The organism is Amycolatopsis sp. NPDC003865, assembly GCF_053605345.1.
The window spans coordinates 276946-295846 of record NZ_JBSGJA010000003.1 but is presented as its reverse complement, the minus strand read 5'-3'; the positions used below and the strand labels follow the sequence as shown (position 1 = coordinate 295846).

At 70.6% G+C, this 18901-nt stretch carries 17 protein-coding genes; 3 read left to right on the top strand and 14 right to left on the bottom strand.

Translation table 11 applies throughout. The annotated features are described in order from the left end of the window. Positions 1-5 precede the first annotated feature (5 nt). From ACWEVP_RS10050 to ACWEVP_RS10000, 11 genes are all read right to left on the bottom strand, one after another. Entirely contained in the window at positions 6-2480 is a 2475-nt protein-coding gene (locus ACWEVP_RS10050) for an NADH-quinone oxidoreductase subunit G (protein ID WP_452062233.1), read from the bottom strand. Continuing rightward, entirely contained in the window at positions 2477-3760 is a 1284-nt protein-coding gene (gene nuoF / locus ACWEVP_RS10045) for an NADH-quinone oxidoreductase subunit NuoF (protein ID WP_452062232.1), read from the bottom strand. The genes ACWEVP_RS10050 and nuoF overlap by 4 nt, the downstream gene beginning before the upstream one ends. Next, entirely contained in the window at positions 3760-4632 is an 873-nt protein-coding gene (gene nuoE / locus ACWEVP_RS10040) for an NADH-quinone oxidoreductase subunit NuoE (protein ID WP_452062231.1), read from the bottom strand. The genes nuoF and nuoE overlap by 1 nt, the downstream gene beginning before the upstream one ends. Beyond that, the gene (locus tag ACWEVP_RS10035; RefSeq protein WP_452062230.1) at positions 4629-6008 is read right to left on the bottom strand and encodes an NADH-quinone oxidoreductase subunit D; all 1380 of its coding nucleotides are present in this window, start codon (positions 6006-6008) and stop codon (positions 4629-4631) included. The genes nuoE and ACWEVP_RS10035 overlap by 4 nt, the downstream gene beginning before the upstream one ends. Next, positions 6005-6754 (bottom strand): NADH-quinone oxidoreductase subunit C, encoded by a 750-nt coding sequence (locus ACWEVP_RS10030; protein ID WP_452062229.1) that lies wholly within the window; start codon positions 6752-6754, stop codon positions 6005-6007. Before ACWEVP_RS10030 ends, ACWEVP_RS10035 begins: the two co-directional genes overlap by 4 nt. Before the next feature lie 4 nt (positions 6755-6758). Beyond that, positions 6759-7307 (bottom strand): NuoB/complex I 20 kDa subunit family protein, encoded by a 549-nt coding sequence (locus ACWEVP_RS10025; protein WP_086678877.1) that lies wholly within the window; start codon positions 7305-7307, stop codon positions 6759-6761. A gap of 4 nt (positions 7308-7311) precedes the next feature. Next, entirely contained in the window at positions 7312-7731 is a 420-nt protein-coding gene (locus ACWEVP_RS10020) for an NADH-quinone oxidoreductase subunit A (protein WP_125310189.1), read from the bottom strand. A 433-nt stretch (positions 7732-8164) separates the two neighbouring features. Then, on the bottom strand, positions 8165-9451 hold the full coding sequence (locus ACWEVP_RS10015) for a geranylgeranyl reductase family protein (RefSeq protein WP_452062228.1): 1287 nt from the start codon (positions 9449-9451) through the stop codon (positions 8165-8167). 10 nt (positions 9452-9461) lie between these two features. Then, positions 9462-10151, bottom strand: a complete 690-nt coding sequence (locus ACWEVP_RS10010) for a demethylmenaquinone methyltransferase (RefSeq protein WP_452062227.1) — start codon at positions 10149-10151, stop codon at positions 9462-9464. A gap of 23 nt (positions 10152-10174) precedes the next feature. Then, positions 10175-11278 (bottom strand): glycosyltransferase family 4 protein, encoded by a 1104-nt coding sequence (locus ACWEVP_RS10005; RefSeq protein ID WP_452062226.1) that lies wholly within the window; start codon positions 11276-11278, stop codon positions 10175-10177. Between the two features lies 1 nt (position 11279). Beyond that, a complete protein-coding gene (locus tag ACWEVP_RS10000) occupies positions 11280-12350 on the bottom strand; it encodes a glycosyltransferase family 4 protein (RefSeq protein WP_452062225.1) in 1071 nt (356 codons plus the stop codon). Between the two features lie 177 nt (positions 12351-12527). Here ACWEVP_RS10000 and ACWEVP_RS09995 point away from each other — a divergent pair, with 177 nt between their 5' ends. Next, a complete protein-coding gene (locus ACWEVP_RS09995) occupies positions 12528-13364 on the top strand; it encodes an inositol monophosphatase family protein (RefSeq protein ID WP_125310201.1) in 837 nt (278 codons plus the stop codon). A gap of 30 nt (positions 13365-13394) precedes the next feature. Then, positions 13395-13985 (top strand): GNAT family N-acetyltransferase, encoded by a 591-nt coding sequence (locus ACWEVP_RS09990; protein WP_452062224.1) that lies wholly within the window; start codon positions 13395-13397, stop codon positions 13983-13985. Between the two features lie 156 nt (positions 13986-14141). Here the strand turns inward: ACWEVP_RS09990 and ACWEVP_RS09985 are convergent, their stop codons facing one another. The 3 genes from ACWEVP_RS09985 to menD form a co-directional block, all read right to left on the bottom strand. Next, positions 14142-14591, bottom strand: coding sequence for a DUF3592 domain-containing protein (locus tag ACWEVP_RS09985; protein WP_452062223.1), 450 nt, complete (start codon positions 14589-14591; stop codon positions 14142-14144). A 22-nt stretch (positions 14592-14613) separates the two neighbouring features. Beyond that, positions 14614-16125, bottom strand: coding sequence for a M1 family metallopeptidase (locus ACWEVP_RS09980; protein ID WP_452062222.1), 1512 nt, complete (start codon positions 16123-16125; stop codon positions 14614-14616). Positions 16126-16242: 117 nt separating this feature from the next. Then, on the bottom strand, positions 16243-17919 hold the full coding sequence (gene menD, locus ACWEVP_RS09975; protein ID WP_452062221.1) for a 2-succinyl-5-enolpyruvyl-6-hydroxy-3-cyclohexene-1-carboxylic-acid synthase: 1677 nt from the start codon (positions 17917-17919) through the stop codon (positions 16243-16245). A 57-nt stretch (positions 17920-17976) separates the two neighbouring features. On the opposite strand from menD, the gene ACWEVP_RS09970 reads away from it, so the two are divergent. After that, entirely contained in the window at positions 17977-18900 is a 924-nt protein-coding gene (locus ACWEVP_RS09970; protein WP_452062220.1) for a 1,4-dihydroxy-2-naphthoyl-CoA synthase, read from the top strand. Position 18901 lies beyond the last annotated feature (1 nt).

Below are 18901 nucleotides of genomic sequence, written 5' to 3'. Positions count from 1 at the left end.
CGGAGTCACTGTTCACCCCCAGCGAGGTTCACGACGGCGCCGTGCCCGGCGCCGAGCGTCTTGAACACGGCGGAGCCGTCGGAGTTGCCCGGCAGCCACACGACGCCGTCGGGCAGGTCCGCGATCTCCACCGGCAGCGTGATCGCGCCGCGTTCGGTGCTCACCCGCACGGTGACGCCCAGGCCTTCCGCGGTCTTCGCGGACAGCCGCGCGACCGGCGTGCGCTGGGTGCCCTTGAGGTGCGGCTCGCCGTCCTGCAGGGACCCGTTGTCGATGAGCTGGCGCCAGGTCGACAGGACGGCCTGGCCCGCGCCCGGGGCCTTCGTGGCTCCGCCGGCTTGCGCTTCGACGGGACCCCAGCGCAGCGCCGAGGCCGGGCCGAGCTTCTCGAAGTCGCCGCGGGCGGCCGCCGGCGTCTGCGTGAACAGGTCCGCGTCCATCTCGACGGCGAGGGTGTCGAGCACCCGGCAGTCCGGCAGGGCGCCGGTGCCTTCGAGCGTGACGTCGAACGGGCGGGTGCGGCCCTCCCAGTTGAGGTAGCTGCCGGCCTTCTCGTCGGACGCGGCCACCGGGAGCACGACGTCCGCGCGCTCGGTCACCGCGCTGTGGCGGAGTTCGAGGCTGACGACGAAACCGGCGTTGTCCAGCGCGCGCAGCGCGAGGTCCGGGTCCGGCAGGTCGTACGGGTCGACGCCGCCGACGACCAGGCCGCCGAGCTCGCGGCCCGAAGCGGCCTGGAGGATGCCGGTGGTGTCGCGGCCCGGCGTGGCCGGGATCGGGACGCCCCAGGCGTTTTCGACGGCGACGCGGGCGGCGTCGTCGCCGACCCGGTGCCCACCCGGCAGCAGCGTCGGCACGCAGCCGGTTTCGAGGGCGCCGCGGTCGCCGGCGCGGCGCGGGATCCAGGCGAGCCGGACACCGGTGCGCTCCACCAGGTCGTGCAGGGCCGAGAACAGGCCGGGCACCTGGGCGGCACGCTCGCCGACCAGGACGACCGCGTTCTCGCCGCGCAGGGCCTCGTCGAGGTCCGGCGCGTGCTTGGCGATGCCTTCGACGGCCGCGGCCTCCTGGCCGGGGACGCAGGCGAGCAGCTCGCCGAACGTCTTGCGCACCGACGACGTCGTCCACTGTCCCAAGTGGACGACCCGGGTGCGGTTCTTGCGGGCCGCCTTACGCAGCCGCAGGAACACGATCGGGGCTTCGTCCTCGGGCTCGAAGGCGACGCACAGGACCGTGCGGGCCCGCTCGATCTCGCCGAAGGTGACGCCGGACTCCGGTGTCACGCCGACGACGTGCGAGGTGAGGAACGCGAGTTCCTCGGCCGAGTGCGGGCGGGCGCGGAAGTCGACGTCGTTGGTCCGCAGGGCGACGCGGGCGAACTTCGAGTACGCGTAGGCGTCCTCGACCGTCAGCCGGCCACCGGGCAGGACGCCGACGCCGCCGTTCGAACGGGCCGCGGTGAGGCCCTCGGCAGCGGCGCGCAGCGCGTCGGTCCAGGACGCCTCTTCCAGCTCGCCGGTCTCGGGGTTGCGGACCAGCGGACGCCGGATGCGGTCCTCGGCGCCGGTGTAGCGGAAGGCGAACCGGCCCTTGTCGCAGAGCCATTCTTCGTTGACCTCGGGGTCGTCGCCGGCCAGCTTGCGCTGGACCTTGCCGCGCCGGAAGTCGGTGCGCTCGGCGCAGCCGGACGAGCAGTGCTCGCAGACGCTCGGCGAGGACACCAGGTCGAACGGCCGCGACCGGAACCGGTAGGCCGCGCTGGTGAGCGCGCCGACCGGGCAGATCTGGATGACGTTGCCGGAGAAGTAGGACTGGAACGGCTGGCCGGACGTCGTGCGCGACGCCAGGTCGAGCACGTCCGCCGTCTCCGCGGTGCCGATCTGCTGGTGGGCGCCGCGTTCGAGGAGCTCGATGAACGGGTCGCCGGCGATCTCGCGGGAGAACCGGGTGCAGCGCTGGCAGAGGACGCAGCGTTCGCGGTCCAGCAGCACCTGCGTCGAGATCGGCAGCGGCTTCGGGAACGTCCGCTTGGTGTCGACGAACCGCGACTCGGTGCGGCCGTGGGCCAGCGCCTGGTTCTGGAGCGGGCACTCGCCGCCCTTGTCGCAGATCGGGCAGTCCAGGGGGTGGTTGATGAGCAGCAGCTCCATCACGCCCTGCTGGGCCTTGTCCGCGACCGGCGAGGTCAGCTGGGTCTTGACGACCATGCCGTCGGCGACGGTCATCGTGCAGGACGCCTGCGGCTTCGGCATCGGCCGGCCGCCCATCTCGACCTCGACGAGGCACTGGCGGCAGGCGCCGGCCGGGTCGAGGAGCGGGTGGTCGCAGAACCGCGGGATGACCGTGCCGAGGCGTTCGGCCGTGCGGATGAGGAGCTCGCCCTTGGGGGCGATGACCTCTTCGCCGTCGATGACCAGCTTGACGTGGCCTTCGGGGACCGGGGTTTCGGCCGTTTCCGGCTTGTCGGGGGCGATCGTCATGATGCCTGCGCTCCCACCAGTTCGCGCTTGTTCGACTCACAGAGAGCCAGGAATTCGTCGCGGAAGTACTTGATGCCGCTCTGGATCGGCGACACCGCGCCGTCGCCGAGGGCGCAGAACGACCGGCCGAGGATGTTGTCGCAGACGTCGAGGAGGGTGTCGATGTCCTCCTCGGTGCCGTGGCCCTCGACCATCCGCTCGAGGATCTGCGCCAGCCAGTACGTGCCTTCGCGGCACGGCGTGCACTTGCCGCAGGACTCGTGCTCGTAGAACTGGGTCCACTTCATCACGGCCCACGGCACCGACACGGTCTCGTTGAAGACCTGGACGGCGGTCGTGCCCAGCATCGACCCGGCTTCCGCCGCGCCTTCGAAGTCCAGGGGAACGTCGAGATGCTCGGCGGTGAACATCGGGGTGGACGAGCCGCCCGGGGTCCAGAACTTGAGCGGGATGCCGTCCTTCATGCCGCCCGCCATGTCCAGCAGCTCGCGCAGCGTGGTGCCGAGCGGGCACTCGTACTGGCCGGGCTTCTCGACGTGGCCGGAGATCGAGTAGATCTTCGGGCCGGGCGACTTCTCGCGGCCCATCTCGCGGAACCAGCTGGAGCCGCCGTTGACGATGAACGGCGCGCTCGCGATGGTCTCGACGTTGTTGACCGTGGTCGGCGCGGCGTACAGACCCGCGGCCGCCGGGAACGGCGGCTTGAGCCGCGGCTGGCCGCGACGGCCTTCGAGCGAGTCCAGCAGCGCCGTCTCCTCGCCGCAGATGTACGCGCCCGCGCCCGCGTGGACGGTGATCTTGAGGTCGAAGCCGGAGCCGAGGATGTTCTCGCCCAGGTAGCCCGCCGCTTCGGCTTCACGCACGGCCGCGTTGAGGCGGCGGATGCAGTGCAGCGCCTCGCCGCGGACGTAGATGAAGCAGTGGTTGGACCGCATCGCGTACGAGGCGATGATGCAGCCCTCGATGAGGGAGTGCGGGTCCGCCATCATCAGCGGGATGTCCTTGCAGGTCCCGGGTTCGCCTTCGTCGGCGTTGATCACCAGGTAGTGCGGCTTGTCGAAGTTCGGCGGCATGAAGGACCACTTGATGCCGGCCGGGAAGCCCGCGCCGCCGCGGCCGCGCAGGCCGGAGTCCTTGACCAGCTGGACGAGCTGCTCCGGCGTGCCGGCCAGTGCCTTGCGGACGGCGGTGTAGCCCTCGAGTGCTTCGTACGTCCCGATCTGCCAGGAGTTCGGCGACAGCCAGCGCTTGGTGAGGACCGGAGTGATGGGATCAGCCATTACTTCTTCTCCCCTTCTTTAGAGGGCAGAGCGGGGAGCGGAACGTCCTGGGCGACCGGGGCGACCCAGCCGCGGTCCTGCGCGAGCTTCGCGCCCCGCAGCGTCTCGACGGCCTGCGACGGGCCGTCGACGTCCCGGCGGAAGGCCGTCTCGTCCTCCGGGAAGAACCCGGCGAGCTGCAGCTCGGCACCCTTGAAGTTCGTCAGCGGGGCACCGCGCGTCGGGGCCGGCTTCTTGCCCGCCTGCAGCGCGTCGACCAGCGCGACGGCCTTCTCCTCGGTCTGGTTGTCGAAGTACTCGTAGTTGACCTGGATGACCGGCGCGAGGTCGCAGGCCGCGAGGCACTCGGCGTGCTCGAGGGTGATCGAGCCCGGCTCGTTCGGCGTGCCCGCGGTTTCGTTGTGCCCCAGCGGTTCCTCTTCGGACCCGAGGTGCGTCTGGAGCTTCTTGTAGATCGCGTCGCCGCCCATGGCCGCGCACAGCGTGTTGGTGCAGACGCTCACGAGGTGCTCGCCGCACGGCTTGCGCTTGTACATCGTGTAGAACGTCGCGACCGCGCTGACCTCGGCGTCGGACAGGTCGAGCTGCTTCGCGCAGAACGCGATGCCTTCCTGGCTGACGTACCCCTGCACCGACTGCACGAGGTGCAGCAGCGGCAGCAGCGCCGAGCGGGACATCGGGTAGCGCGCGATCAGTTCCTGCGCCTTCGCGTGGATGTCCGCGTCGAAGATGTCTTCCAGCGGCGTCTCGGTGATGATGCCGGCGGCGACTTCCGGGTCGGGCGCGATGGCGACGACGTCGGTGTCGGGCCCGGCCGCGGCGTACGTCGTCGCCGCGTCCTTCGAGCCCGGCTCGGGAACTGCTGTGCTCATCGGTCCACTCCCCCCATGACGGGGTCGATCGAGGCGATCGCGGCGATCACGTCCGCGACCAGGCCGCCTTCGGCCATTGCGGGCATCGACTGCAGGTTCACGAAGCTCGGTTCGCGCACGTGGACCCGCAGCGGCCGGGTGCCGCCGTCGGAGACCAGGTGCGCGCCCAGCTCGCCGCGCGGCGACTCGACCGACGTGTAGACCTGTCCGGCCGGCACCTTGAAGCCCTCGGTGACCAGCTTGAAGTGGTGGATCAGGGACTCCATCGACTGGCCCATGATCTTCTTGACGTGCTCGAGCGAGTTGCCCATGCCGTCGCTGCCGATGGACAGCTGCGCGGGCCACGCGATCTTCTTGTCCTCGACCATGACCGGGCCCGGCTCGAGCTTCTCCAGGCACTGCTCGATGATCTTGAGGCTCTCGTGCATCTCGTGCACCCGGATCAGGTAGCGCGACCAGCAGTCGGCACCGTTGTCCACCGGCACGTCGAAGTCGAACTCGTCGTAGCAGGAGTACGGCTCGGTCTTGCGCAGGTCCCACGGCAGGCCCGCGGAACGCAGCACCGGGCCGGTGACGCCGAGCGCGAGGCACGCGTCGACCGGCAGGTAGCCGACGCCCTTGAGCCGGTTGCGCCAGATCGGCTGGCCGGTGAAGAGCTTGTCGTACAGCGGAAGGCGCTTCTTCATCGTCTTGACGAAGTCGGTGACCTTCTCGTGGTAGTCGGCCGGCATGTCCTGCGCGAGGCCGCCGGGGCGGATGAACGCGTGGTTCATCCGCAGGCCGGTCAGGTGCTCCAGCAGGTGCAGCACCTCTTCGCGCTCGCGGAAGCCGAGCGTCATCGCGGTGGTGGCGCCGAGCTCCATGCCGCCGGTGGCGATGTAGACCAGGTGCGAGCCGATCCGGTTGATCTCCAGCAGCATCACGCGCAGCAGCTGCGCGCGGCGCGGGGCTTCGATCTGCAGCAGCTTCTCGACGCCGAGGCAGTACGCCATCTCCGTCGAGAGCGGGGCCAGGTAGTCCATGCGCGTCACGAACGTGACGCCCTGGGTCCAGGTCCGGTACTCGCAGTTCTTCTCGATGCCGGTATGCAGGTAGCCGATGACCGACCGCAGCTGCGTGACGGTCTCGCCCTCCATCTCCAGCACGAGCCGGAGCACGCCGTGCGTCGACGGGTGCTGCGGGCCCATGTTGATGACCATGCGCTCGTCGTGCTGGGCGTCGGCGACGACGTCGTCCCAGTCGCCGCCGGAGACCGTGTAGACGCGGCCTTCGGTGGTGTCGCGGGAATCCGCGTAGCTGACGTCGTCGGTGCTGTCCGAGCCGGCGGCGGTGGTGTCGGTGCCGGTCGTGACGTCGGAAAGGTTCTCGGTGCTCACGAGTACGACCTCCGCTGGTCCGGCGGCGGGATCTCCGCGCCCTTGTATTCGACCGGGATCCCGCCGAGCGGGTAGTCCTTGCGCTGAGGGTGGCCGTCCCAGTCGTCCGGCATCAGGATCCGGGTCAGCGCCGGGTGACCGTCGAAGACGATGCCGAACATGTCCCAGGTCTCGCGCTCCTGCCAGTCGGCGGTCGGGTAGACCCCGACCAGCGACGGCACGTGCGGGTCCTCGACGTCGAGGGTGACCTCGAGGCGGATCCGGCGGCGGTAGGTCAGCGACGTGAAGTGGTAGACCGCGTGCAGCCGCTGCGGGACGTCGACGCCGTAGTCGACACCGGACACCGAGGACAGCAGCTCGAAGCGGAGGCCGCCGTCGTCGCGCAGGACCTTCGCGATCTCCGCCAGCTTCTCGCGGTCGACGTAGAAGGTGATCTCGCCGCGGTCGACCGTCGTCTGCAGGATCGACTCGGCGGGGATCTTGTGGTCGGCCAGCGCCGCGTAGAACTCGTCGGCGAACTGGTCGAACCAGCCGCCGTACGGGCGCTCGGCCGGCGCGGGGCTGTAGGCCGGGAGCCGGACGCCGCCGTAGCCGGAGGTGTCGCCGGTGCCGTGGACACCGAACATGCCCTGGCGTTCGCGGCCGGTGACGACGGGCTCGGCGGGCCGGGTGCCGGTCGGCTCCAGGCCGCCTTCGGCACGCTCGGCGCTGGACTGCTCTTCGCCGGGTTGGGGGTTCTCAGTCATCGCTCTACTTCTTCGCGTACTTGATCGACGACGCGACGAGCTCGGTGCGCGCCCCGCTGGCGGCGCGGATGGCGGCGCGGCGGGCGTTGATCGGCTCGTCCTGGATCTTGGCGTGCAGCTTGAGGATCGCGTCCAGCAGCATCTCCGGCCGCGGCGGGCAGCCCGGCAGGTACATGTCGACCGGCACGATGTGGTCGACGCCCTGGACCACGGCGTAGTTGTTGAACATGCCGCCGGAGGAGGCGCAGACGCCCATCGCGAGCACCCAGCGCGGCTCGGCCATCTGGTCGTAGATCTGACGCAGGACCGGGGCCATCTTCTGCGTGACGCGCCCGGCGACGATCATCAGGTCGGCCTGCCGCGGCGTCGCGCTGAAGCGCTCCATGCCGAAGCGGGCGATGTCGTAGCGGGAGCCGCCGACCGTCATCATCTCGATCGCGCAGCAGGCCAGGCCGAACGTGGCGGGCCACAGCGAGTTCTTGCGCGCCCAGTTGACGAGGCCTTCGAGGCTGGCCAGCAGGATGCCGTTGGGGAGTTTCTCTTCGAGGCCCATGGGTCTAGTTCCAATCCAGGCCGCCGCGCCGCCACACGTAGGCGTACGCGAAGCCGACCGTCGCGATGAACAGCAGGATCTCCACCAGGCCGAACGTGCCCAGCGCGTCCGCCTGCACGGCGAACGGGTAGAGGAAGACCATCTCGATGTCGAACAGGATGAACAGCATCGCGGTGATGTAGTAGGCCACCGGCATCCGCCCGGCGCCGACGAGCGGCTGCGGGGACGGCTCGATGCCGCACTCGTAGGCGGAGAGCTTGGCCTTGTTGTAGCGGCTGGGGCCGACGAGCGGGCCCAGCAGGACCGACAGCACGGCGAACGCCAGGGCCAGGACGAACAAGATCACGATGGGCAGGTAGGGCTTGAGGCTCGGGGCCTCTTGCGCCAGCTGCACCGTTTCGGTCCGGGTCAGCAACGTCAGCACGGGTCTTCGCCATCCTTTCCGCGCCGCTGCGGTTGTGCTTGTGGTGGGGAACCGCTTGGCCTCGTCGGCACCCTAAGGGACCTGGGTCACACCGCCGAGGGTCAGGGTCTCCTTACGGCCCGTGCCCGGGCCGGAGGGTGCTTGTGAAATAGTTCACAAGCCACTCGGCGCGGATGTGAAGCGATTCACAAAGCATGGGGGGAGTGTAGGACGCGACTCACATTCTTGTCCCTAGGCCCCCGTGTTATGAGGGTGCCCTAACTTCCGGCGCCATCGTTGTCACGGCCCGATGACGGCCCGCGCGCGACCTGCGCGAAGACGCTTCAAGATCGGGTTTCGGCCGGACAATCCGGGCACCGGCCTGTGAGCTATCCCACTGACCGCACGGCCAACTTGTTAGGCCACTCGTGTGTCCGCGCGCGAGCAAGCGGAGTCAGCGGGGGCTGGGCGTGACCTTCGCGAGGGCTGAGATGAGGCGGTCGACGCCGTCGCCGCCCTTGGCGTCGTAGCAGCCCGACAGGCCCTTGTAGACCAGCGGCAGCAGCTTGTTGATGCGCAGCCCGTACTTCGTGCACGCGTGCATGATCTTCGGCTTGCCGATGATCTTCGCGAACACGTTGCCCAGCTGGTAGTAGCCGCCCATCAGCTCGCCGACGGCCCGCGGGTACGCCTCCAGCGCCCGCTCCCGGGAAGCGCCTTCGCGCCGGGCCAGGGCCTGCACGACGACCTCCGCGGCGATCTGCGCGGACTCCATCGCGGCCGAGATGCCTTCGCCGTTGAACGGGCTGACCATGCCGCCCGCGTCGCCCAGCAGCAGCAGGCCGTCGCGGTAGTGCGGGGTGCGGTTGAAGCCCATCGGGAGGCCGGCGCCGCCGACCTTGCCGATCGCGTTCTCCTCGCGGTAGCCCCACTCCTCCGGCGTCCCGTCGAGCCACTGGCGCAGCAGCGCGCGGTAGTCGGTGTTCCGGAACGACGCCGACGTCGACAGCATGCCGAGGCCGACGTTGACCGTGCCGTCGCCGAGCGGGAACGCCCAGCCGTAGCCCGGCAGCAGCTTCGGGTTCCGGGGGTCGGACTTGTCCCACAGCTCGAGGTGGCCCTCGATGAACGGGTCGTCGTGCCGCGGGCTCTTGTAGTACTGCCGCACCGCCACGCCCATCGGGCGCTTCTCGTTCTTCTGGATGCCGACGCTCAGCGCGAGCCGCGCGGAGACGCCGTCGCAGGCCAGGACGAGCGGCGCGCGGTAGTGCACCGGCGTCTTCTCCGGCCCGACCTTCGCCTCGACGCCGACCACGCGCCCGCTCGCGTTCGTGATCGCGCTGGTGACGGTGGTGCGCTCGTACAGCCGCGCGCCGGCCTTCACCGCGAGCTTCGCGAGGAGATCGTCGAAGTCGTGGCGGGTGCGGGAAACGCCGTACGGCGGGTAGCTGGTCAGGTCCGGCCAGTCGAGCTCCAGCGTCAGGTCGCCGGTGAGGATCCGCAGGCCGCGGCTGTGCACCCAGCCGGCGTCCTCGCTGGTGTCGATGCCCAGGTCGATGAGCTGCTTGACGCCGCGCGGGGTCAGGCCGTCGCCGCAGACCTTCTCGCGCGGGAACTCGGTCTTCTCGAGCAGCAGGACGTCGACGCCCGCGCGCGCCAGGTAGGTGGCCACCGTGGAACCGGCGGGCCCGGCGCCGACGACGATGACTTCGGCGTCTTGGTCTGCGGTGCGTCGCGTCATGAACGCGAGTTTAGGCAGGCTTGCGCGCCCGGTGGATCGCCACGACCCCGAATGTGAGGTTCAACCACTCGACGTCGGTCCAGCCCGCGCTCGCGATGATCTCGCCGAGCGTGCGCTGGTCGGGCCAGGCGAGCATCGATTCGGCCAGGTAGGAGTACGCCTCGGGGTTCGACGACGTCCGCTTGCCGACCCAGGTGAGCAGCTTCAGCATGAACCGCCGGTGGATGAACCGGATCGGGGGGAACGGTGGCGTCGAGACCTCGCAGATCACCAGCCGGCCGCCCGGCTTGACGACGCGGGCGATCTCGGTGAGCGCGGCCTTCGTGTCGACGAAGTTGCGCAGCGCGAGGGAGATCGTCACGGCGTCGAAGCTGTCGTCGGCAAAGGGCAGGTTGAGCGCGTCAGCCGCAACCATCGGCACGTTCCGGTGCTTGCCGGCGCGGAGCATGCCGAACGAGAAGTCCGCGGCCAGGCACCAGGCGCCGCCACGGGCGTACTCGACGGTGGAGACGCCGGTGCCGGCCGCGAGGTCCAGGACCTTCTCGCCGCGGCGGGCGTCGAGCACGCGGGCGGTGGTGGTGCGCCAGCGCCGGTCGAAGCCGAAGGTCATGAACGAGTTCGCCCGGTCGTACCCGTCCGCGACGCCGTCGAACATCGCGGCGACTTCGTGCGGGTCCTTGTCCAGGCTTGCGCGTGACATGACCTGAGATTAGTCGGGTTCGTTCAATGGAACGTGGCCAGCATCCCCGCCACCGCCGCGGGCCAGGTGAACTCCTCGGCCCGCGCTCTCGCGGCCGCCCGGCGCAAGTCCTCCGGGCTGTCCAGGAGGCTCGTCACGGCGGTGGCGAACGCGGGCGCGTGGTCGTCGACCGCCGCGCCACACCCGGGCCGGACGATCTCCCGCAGCGCCGACGACGCCGACACCACCACCGGCGTCCCCGAAGCCAGGGCCTCCAGCGCGGCCAGCCCGAACGTCTCGTGCGGACCGGGCGCCAGGGAGACGTCGGCACTGGCCAGCAGCCGGGCGACGTCACCGCGGCCGGACAGGAACCCCAGGAACGTCACCGGCAGCCCGCGCGCCCGGCGTTCGAGGGCTCGACGGCGCGGCCCGTCCCCGGCCACCACCAGCCGGACCTTCACCCCGGCATCGGTCAACGAAGCGACGGTGTCCACACTGCGTTCCACGTGCTTCTCCGGAGACAGACGTCCACAGTGGACTAGCAGGGCGTCCGCACCGGAGGCCAGGTCCGTGCGCCAGCCGTCGTCGCGCATCGCGGGCCGGAAGGTCGCCAAGTCGACCCCGAGCGGCACGCGGCGGACGTTCGGGGCGGCGATCCGGTCGAATTCCGCGCGCGCGAACGCCGTCGTGCAGACGACCGTGTCGTAGCTCGCCGCCATCCGCCGGTTCGCGACGTCGGCGACACGCCGCGCGACCGGCTCGGGCAGCAGGAACTGCTCCAGCAGGCGGTCGAGGCGCTCGTGGGAGATGACCGTGCTCGGGACGCCGTGCCGCCGCGCCCAGCCACCCATCCCCCGCAGCGTCAACCGGTCCGACACCTCCAGCCGGTCGGGTTCGAGTCTGCGCAGGACCGCGCGCACGCGATGCGGGTCGACGGCCCGGTAGCCGCCGGTGCCGGGGATCTTCGGGGCGGGCAGCGAGAACCGGCGCACGCCGGTCGGCAGGACCTCCTCGGCGTAGCGGGTGCCGGGCACGACGAGCGTCACGGCGTGGCCGCTCGCGACGTAGCCGGCGCCGAGGTGGTGCAGCGCCGTGCGCAGGCCGCCCGAGCGCGGCCCGTAGAAGTTCGCGAGCTGGACGATGTGCATGTCAGGCCGCGCAGGCGGCCCGGCCCCGCACGGCTTCGTAGTGCCCGAGCAGCTCGTGGCAGACGGCGGGCCAGGTGCGGCCCAGCACCAGCTTGCGCGCCTTCTCGCCGAGCCTCGCGCGCAAGGCGGCGTCTCGCAGGGCGTCGACCTTCTCGACGAGCGCCGGGCCGAAGCTCTCGCGGTCGGCGGGCAGCAGGTAGCCGGTGCGACCGGGCAGGACGAGGTCCTTCGGGCCGCCGGCGTCCGGCGCGAGCACCGGCAGGCCGGACGCCATCGCCTCCTGCACCGCCTGGCAGAACGTCTCGTGCGGGCCGGTGTGCACGAAGATGTCGAAGCTCGCGTACGCCCGCGAAAGCTCGTCGCCGTACTTCGCGCCGAGGAACGCGGCGCCGGGGAGCTGTTCTTTCAGCGCGGGCAGTTCGGGTCCGTCGCCGACGACGACCACCCGGATCCCCGGCACGCCGGCGAGGGCGGCCAGCCGGTCGACCTCCTTTTCGGGCGCCAGCCTGCCGACGAACCCGACGAGCAGCTCGCCGTTCGGGGCCAGCTCGGCCCGCAGCGCGGCGTCGGCGTGGTCCGGGGAAAAGCGCTCGATGTCGACCCCCCGGGCCCAGCGGTGCACGCGCGGGACGCCGTGCAGCTCGAGCTGCTCGACGGAGTCGCTGGACGGCGCGAGGGTCCGGTCGGCCCGCGAGTGCAGCCGCCGCACCCAGCGCCACGCGGCGCGCGCGGCGATGCCGAAGCCGTACGCCTGGGCGAACCCGGCGATGTCGGTCTGGTAGACGGCAATGGACGGCACTCTCAGCCGTCGCGCGGCGGCGAGCCCGCGTGCCCCGACCACGAACGGCGAGGCCAGGTGCACGACGTCCGGGCCGAACGCGGCGAGCGCGTTCAGCACGGTGCGCGTCGGCACGCCGATCGGCAGGGAGTTGACCCCGGGGAAGTCCAGCGCGGGGATCCGCACGACGGGAGCGCCGCGGTAGGAGTCCGGGCCGGGGCCGGGGGCGATGATCAGCACGTCGTGCGCGCGTTCGCGCAGGTGCTCGACGACCCGCAGGACGGAGTTGGTCACGCCGTTCACCTGGGGCAGGAAACTTTCGGTGACTATGGCGACTCGCACGTCTTGGACGATCGCACCCGTTCCTGGCGCTCGTGTGACACCGCGGCCAACGCTGCCGGAACAGATCGGCTACGACATGTCATCTCAAGGTCGTGTCCCGGAAACCAGCGGGGCCCAGACTAAGCAGGCATGACCCTCTTGTCCTCCCGGCCGCCGCGGCCCGTCGAGCCCGGCCTGCTGTCGAGGGCGCTCGAAGTGGCCGGGCGGCTGGCCAACGACGCCACCGACGTGATCACCGCGACCGCCGGCCGCGGCGCCCACCCGTCCACGCTGGACTCGCCGTTCGACTGGGTCACCGACACCGACCGCATCCTGGAGCGGCACACCCGCCGCGTGCTGACGGCGGAGTTCCCGGGCATCCCGGTGGTCGGGCACGAGTTCGGCGCGGATCATGGAGCGGACGTCGCGGAGTACCGGTGGGTGGTCGACTCGGTCGACGGCACGGCGAACTACGTGGCGGGCGTGCCGTGGTGCGCGTACAGCCTGGCGCTGGTGGACGAGGCGGGACCGGTGGTGGGGGTGGTGGCGGACCCGTACCGGGCCCAGATCTACGCGGCCGCGCGCGGACGAGGGGCCCGCGCGAACGGCAAGCCGGTCCGGCTGACGGACCGCTGCGTGACGGCGGGGGCGCTGGTGTGCACGGAGTTCGCGCGCAAGGGCCCGTGGCCGGGGATGGGCGGGTTCATCGAGCGCGCGGCGGCGGCGCACGCGGGAGTGCGGGTGCTGGGGTCGGCGGCGTTGTCGATCGCGCAGGTGGCGCTGGGCCACGCCGCGGCGGCGGTGCTGCACAGCTATCACGAATGGGACGTGGCCGGGTCGGTGGCGATGGCCATCGAGGCCGGGGCGGTGGTGCTGGACAAGCACGGCGAGGACACGGCGTTGCCGACCGACGGCCTGCTGGTCGCGGCGCCGGGGGTGGCGGACGAGGTGCTGGGCTGGTGGCAGGAGACGGCCCACGCGGGGTAATCCGGTTGCGCGCCCGGCGACGATCGACCCATGCCCACCCTCCACACCGCACGGCTGACCCTCGTGCCCCTGGCGGACGAGCACCTGGACCTGGAGTACGAGCTGGACTCCGACCCGGAGGTGATGCGCTACCTGACCGGCCGGCCCTCGACTCGCACCGAGGTCGAGCGGGCACACAAGCGCCGGCTGGACGTCGCACCCGGGTTCGGCTTCTGGATGGGCTTCGCCGAGCAAGACTTCATCGGCTGGTGGATCCTGCGCCCACCGCACGGCCCGGACCAGCCGGACGTCGAAGGAGAGGCCGAGCTGGGCTACCGCCTGCTGCGCAGGCACTGGCGCCAGGGCTACGCGAAGGAAGGCTCACGCGAGCTGATCCGCTACGGCTTCGAAGAACTGGACCTGGCCCGCATCTTCGCCCAGACAATGGCGGTCAACACCCCATCCCGGGCAACGATGACCTCGGCAGGCCTGACATTCGCCCGCGCGTTCACGTCAGCCGCAGACTACGACGACCCGATAGAGGGAGCCGAGCAGGGCGAAGTCGAATACGAGATCAAGAGGGAAAGGTGGCTGAAGACAAGGAGCCAACCCGAACACCAGAAGGCCGAAGGCCGCACCTAGACCTCCCCCGAACCTCGTCCCAGCCGCAGTCAGCACCGGAGACCCGGGGTCAAGGGTGAGCGAAGCTCATCGCGAAGCGACGCCGAAGGCGCCCTTGAGGCCGGGTTTCGGTGTTGAACAATCGAAGACGAGGAGCGGGGAACCCAAAACCCCAGGTCAAACGGCGGCTGGCTCCTCAACACGAGCGCGCTTGTTCACCCGCCGAATCCACCAAAGCAACGGCCCAGCGACGAGCCAAGTGAAGAACACAAAGCTCCCCAGCGGCAGCAGCGTCAAAGCAGCCGACCGCCCGGCAACCCGAGCCAACTCGGGATCGGAAGCGTCGTACTCGATCCGAACCAGCTGCCCAGCAGCCAGCCCATCCGGGTAGAGAACCCCGTTCGCCGGGCTGTGCACGATCCCGTCCGGAGTCTCGAAGTGGATGATCGTCCGATCGAAGGCCACCGAGTCAACCGTCGCATTGGCCGTCCCCAGCTGCGCCGAGATGGCCCCATCGTTCCGGATCGCCGCGAAGAGCAGGCAGACACACATCACGGTGAGGAGCGAGGCGACGCCGAGGGCGGTCCACCACCCGACGCGCCTCACCCGCTCACCTCTCGTGCTCACGCGGCGAGCGTAGCGGTCTCGCTCAGTGCGTGTGTTCCGCGGCGAGATTCCGGTGGTTCGCCTGGATCTGGTCGAACGACTTCGGCTTCACCGACGCCACACGCGCGGTGAAAGCCGCAGCCCCGTTCGGCCCCACGGACGGCTTACCAGCCGTGTACAGCCACGTCTGGAACAGGTCGTGCAGCGGCTTGCCCGAGATCTTCTCCGCCAACGCGATGAACTCGAGGATCCGGCCGTCCTTGCCACCCTTCTGCACCTGCCACGTCTGCAGGATCTTGAAGAACGCCTCGTCACCGACAGCCGTCCGCAGCGCCTGCAGCGTCAGCGCGCCACGGTCGTACACGGCGTTGTCGAACTGGTTGTCCGCACCCGGGTCGGCCGGGACGAGCTTCCACAGATCACCGTCGGCCGGGTTCGAGTCGTACGTGTACTGCGCCAGCTCCGCGACCGTGCCCTCGCCCTCGTGCTCCGACCAGAGCCACTCGGCGTAGGACGCGAAGCCCTCGTTCAGCCAGATGTCGCTCCAGCGGCCCAGCGAGACGTTGTCGCCGAACCACTGGTGGGCGTTCTCGTGCGCGATCAGCGTCGTGTTCGAGCCGGCGCGGAAGTTCCGGGCGCCGTAGGTCGGGCGGGTCTGGTTCTCCAGCGAGAACGTGATGCCGCTGGTCACGACGCCGCCCTCGGCCTCGAACGGGTACGGGCCGAACTGCGTCGCCAGGAACTCGTCGATCTCCGGCGTGCGCTCGACGCTGGCCTTCGCCGCGTACAGCGAGTCGCCGAGGTCGGCGCCGTACGCCGTGATGAACGGCTTGCCGTCCGGCGTCGTCGACTGGTTCAGCTCGTACTTGCCGACGATGAACGACGTCAGGTACGTGGCCTGCGGCTTCGTGCTCCGCCACTGCCAGCGGGTCCACCCCGCCCGGCTCTTCGTCGTGCGCACGAGCGACCCGTTGGAGATGGCAACGTTGTCGTCCGGGGCTTCGATGGTGACGTCGTAGGTCGCCTTGTCGGTCGGGTGGTCGTTGGCCGGGAACCACCACGCCGAGCTCTGCGGCTCGTCGATGCCGAGCGCGCCGAACGCGCCCTTCTTCCAGGCGTTGATGCCGTCCACGGTCTCGGTCGACGGCGTGTCCGAGTAGGCGACGACGACGGTCGCGGTCTGGCCCTTGAGCAGCGGCTGCGCCGGGGTGACGACGAGTTCTCCGTTGCCGGTCTGGTTCGTGAACTGCGCGGGCCGGTTGTTCACGCGCACGCTCGAGGCCTTCAGCGCGAAGTCGAGGTCGAACCGCGAGAGGTCCTGCGTGGCGGTGAGCAGCAGCGTCGTCGTGCCCGCGAGGACGTCGGTGGCCGGCTGGTAGGTCAGGCGGATGTCGTAGTGGAGCACGTCCGTGCCGCCGTTGCCGGCGTTCGGGTAGTACGGGTCGCCGACACCGGGGGCACCGGGTGCCGGGGCCGCGGCGGCGGTACCGGCGAGCAGCACCGAGACGACGCCGGCCGCGAGCGCACCGAAACCGGTGCGCGTTCTTGCACGCATTCGAATCCCTCCAACGGGTGAGGTTCAGCGCGCTCGAACGTAGCCAGCCGGGCAGCACCCAGGTACCGGCGAAGGAAGGTTCTTACCTCCTGGGACCGGTCCCGGAAAGCGCTTGACTCAGACCGCGGAGACCGCCGATGAGACCGCCGCGCGCAAGCGGCCGTGCAGGTCGCGGTGCCGCGACCGGTCCACCCGCACCTCCACGACCCGCAGCCCCGGCGCGGGCCGCAGCGCCGCGCGGAACTCCGTCAGCGTCTCCGCGACGACGTGCGGAACGCGGTAGCCGGCGCACAGCGCGCCCAGGTCGGCGCCGTGCGGCGTGCCGAACACGCGCTCGAAGCTCGCCTCGTGCTCGGGCGCACCCTGCTCCAGCAGGGAGAAGATCCCGCCGCCGTCGTCGTTGCACACGACGATCGTCAGGTCCGGGCGCTGCTCGGCCGGGCCGGTCAGCAGGCCGGACGCGTCGTGCAGGAACGTCAGGTCGCCCAGCAGCGCGTACGACGGCCCGCGGTGGACGTACGCCGCGCCGATCGCCGTCGAGACCGTCCCGTCGATGCCCGCCACCCCGCGGTTGCGGTGCACCAGGACGTCCGGGCGCAGCCGGCCCGCCAGCGCGACGTCGCGGGTCGGGTTGGACGAGCCCACGACCAGCAGCGAGTCCGGCGGGAGCGCGTCCACCAGCTCCGACGCCAGGCGTAGCCCGGAGGGCCACGGTTCGGCGGCCAGCACCGACGTGACGGCGTCGGACGCGGCCGCGTCGGCCCGGCGCCAGCTCGCCAGCCACTCCGGGTCGGCCGGCTTGGTCGGCTCGTCGAACCACTGCCCGACCTGCCGCACGTTGTGCGCGGGCGCCGGCCAGTCCGAGTCCGGGCGGACCAGCAGGACCTCGACCGACGGGTCCGAGATCACCTTCTGGATCTGCCGGAACACCGTCGGCCTGCCGAGGCAGAGCACCTGCTCCGGCTTGTGCTTCGCGATGAACTCCTCGACGCCCAGCAGCCACGCGCCGGACGAGATCGCCGTACCGCCGGACAGGCCGAGGCCACCGGTCTCCGACACGACCGGCCAGCCGTGCTGCTCGGCCCACTCGCTGGCCGCCTGGACGCCGGTGTCGCACGCGATGACCAGGCCGTGGCGCGCCGAGGGCACCACGAACGACGGCAGCGCGCCGAAGTCCGGCAGCTCGGTCCAGCGGGAGCCGTCGGGGCGGCCGTCCAGGGATTCGTACCACTCGCCGTCGTCGTCGAGGTCGGGCACGAGCGGCTCGCGGAACGGGATGTTCAGGTGCACCGGACCGCAGCGCCATTCGCCGTAGGCGGCGTTCCAGGCCCGGCAGATCTGGCTGCGCCAGTACGAGTTCTGGCCCGCCCGCCGCTCGGCGACGGCCAGCTCGTCGAAGTAGCGGGCGGCGTCACCGTAGAGCTGGTGCTGGTCGATGACCTGGGACGCGCCCGCGGCTCTCAGCTCGGGCGGCCGGTCGGCGGTCAGGACGATCAGCGGGACGCCGGCCCGGTCGGCCTCCAGGACGGCGGGGTGGAAGTTCGCGGCCGCGGTGCCGGACGTGCAGAGCACGGCCACCGGCCGGCCGGTGCGGGCGGCGATGCCGAGGGCGAGGAACGCGGCCCCGCGCTCGTCGATGCGGACGTGCAGCTGGAGCTTCCCGGCCGCCGCCGCGTCATACAGCGCGATGGACAGCGGCGCGTTGCGGGAGCCCGGGCAGAGGACGACGTGCGAAACGGTGTTGCGGACGAGTTCGTCGACGATGACCCTGGCCTGCGCGGTGGAAGGGTTCACCGGCAGGCCTCGCATCCATCGAGATCAGTTGAGTCCACAGGTCCTATTCTCCCAAACGTGGATGACGCCCGAGTTTCCGAGCTGTTCGACCCCGCCGCGTGGACCGAGGTCGAAGGTTTCGCCTTCACCGACATCACCTACCACCGCTCCGCTGAGAGCCGCGGCGGCAAACGCGTGGTGCGCATCGCGTTCGACCGCCCGGAGGTCCGCAACGCCTTCCGGCCGCACACCGTCGACGAGCTCTACCGGGCGCTGGACCACGCCCGGATGAGCGCCGACGTCGGCTGTGTCCTGCTCACCGGGAACGGCCCCTCACCCAAGGACGGCGGGTGGGCGTTCTGCTCCGGTGGTGACCAGCGTATTCGCGGACGCTCCGGCTATCAGTACGCGAGCGGCGAGACCTCCGACACGGTGGACCCCGCGCGGGCCGGCCGGCTGCACATCCTCGAGGTCCAGCGGCTGATCCGGTTCCTGCCGAAACCGGTGATCGCGGTCGTGCCGGGCTGGGCCGCGGGCGGCGGGCACTCCCTGCACGTCGTGTGCGATCTCACCCTCGCTTCGGCCGAGCACGCGAAGTTCAAGCAGACCGACGCCGACGTCGGCTCGTTCGACGGCGGCTACGGCTCGGCCTACCTGGCGAAGATGACCGGCCAGAAGTTCGCCCGCGAGATCTTCTTCCTCGGCCGCGAGTACTCCGCCGAGCAGATGCACCACATGGGCGCGGTCAACGCGGTCGTCCCGCACGCCGACCTCGAAAAAGAGGCGCTGACCTGGGCGTGGGAGATCACCCGCAAGTCGCCGACGGCCCAGCGGATGCTCAAGTACGCGTTCAACCTCACCGACGACGGCCTGGTCGGCCAGCAGCTGTTCGCCGGCGAGACCACCCGCCTGGCCTACATGCAGGACGAAGCCGTCGAAGGCCGTGACGCGTTCCTCCAGAAGCGCGACCCCGACTTCAAGGACGTCCCCTATTACTACTGAG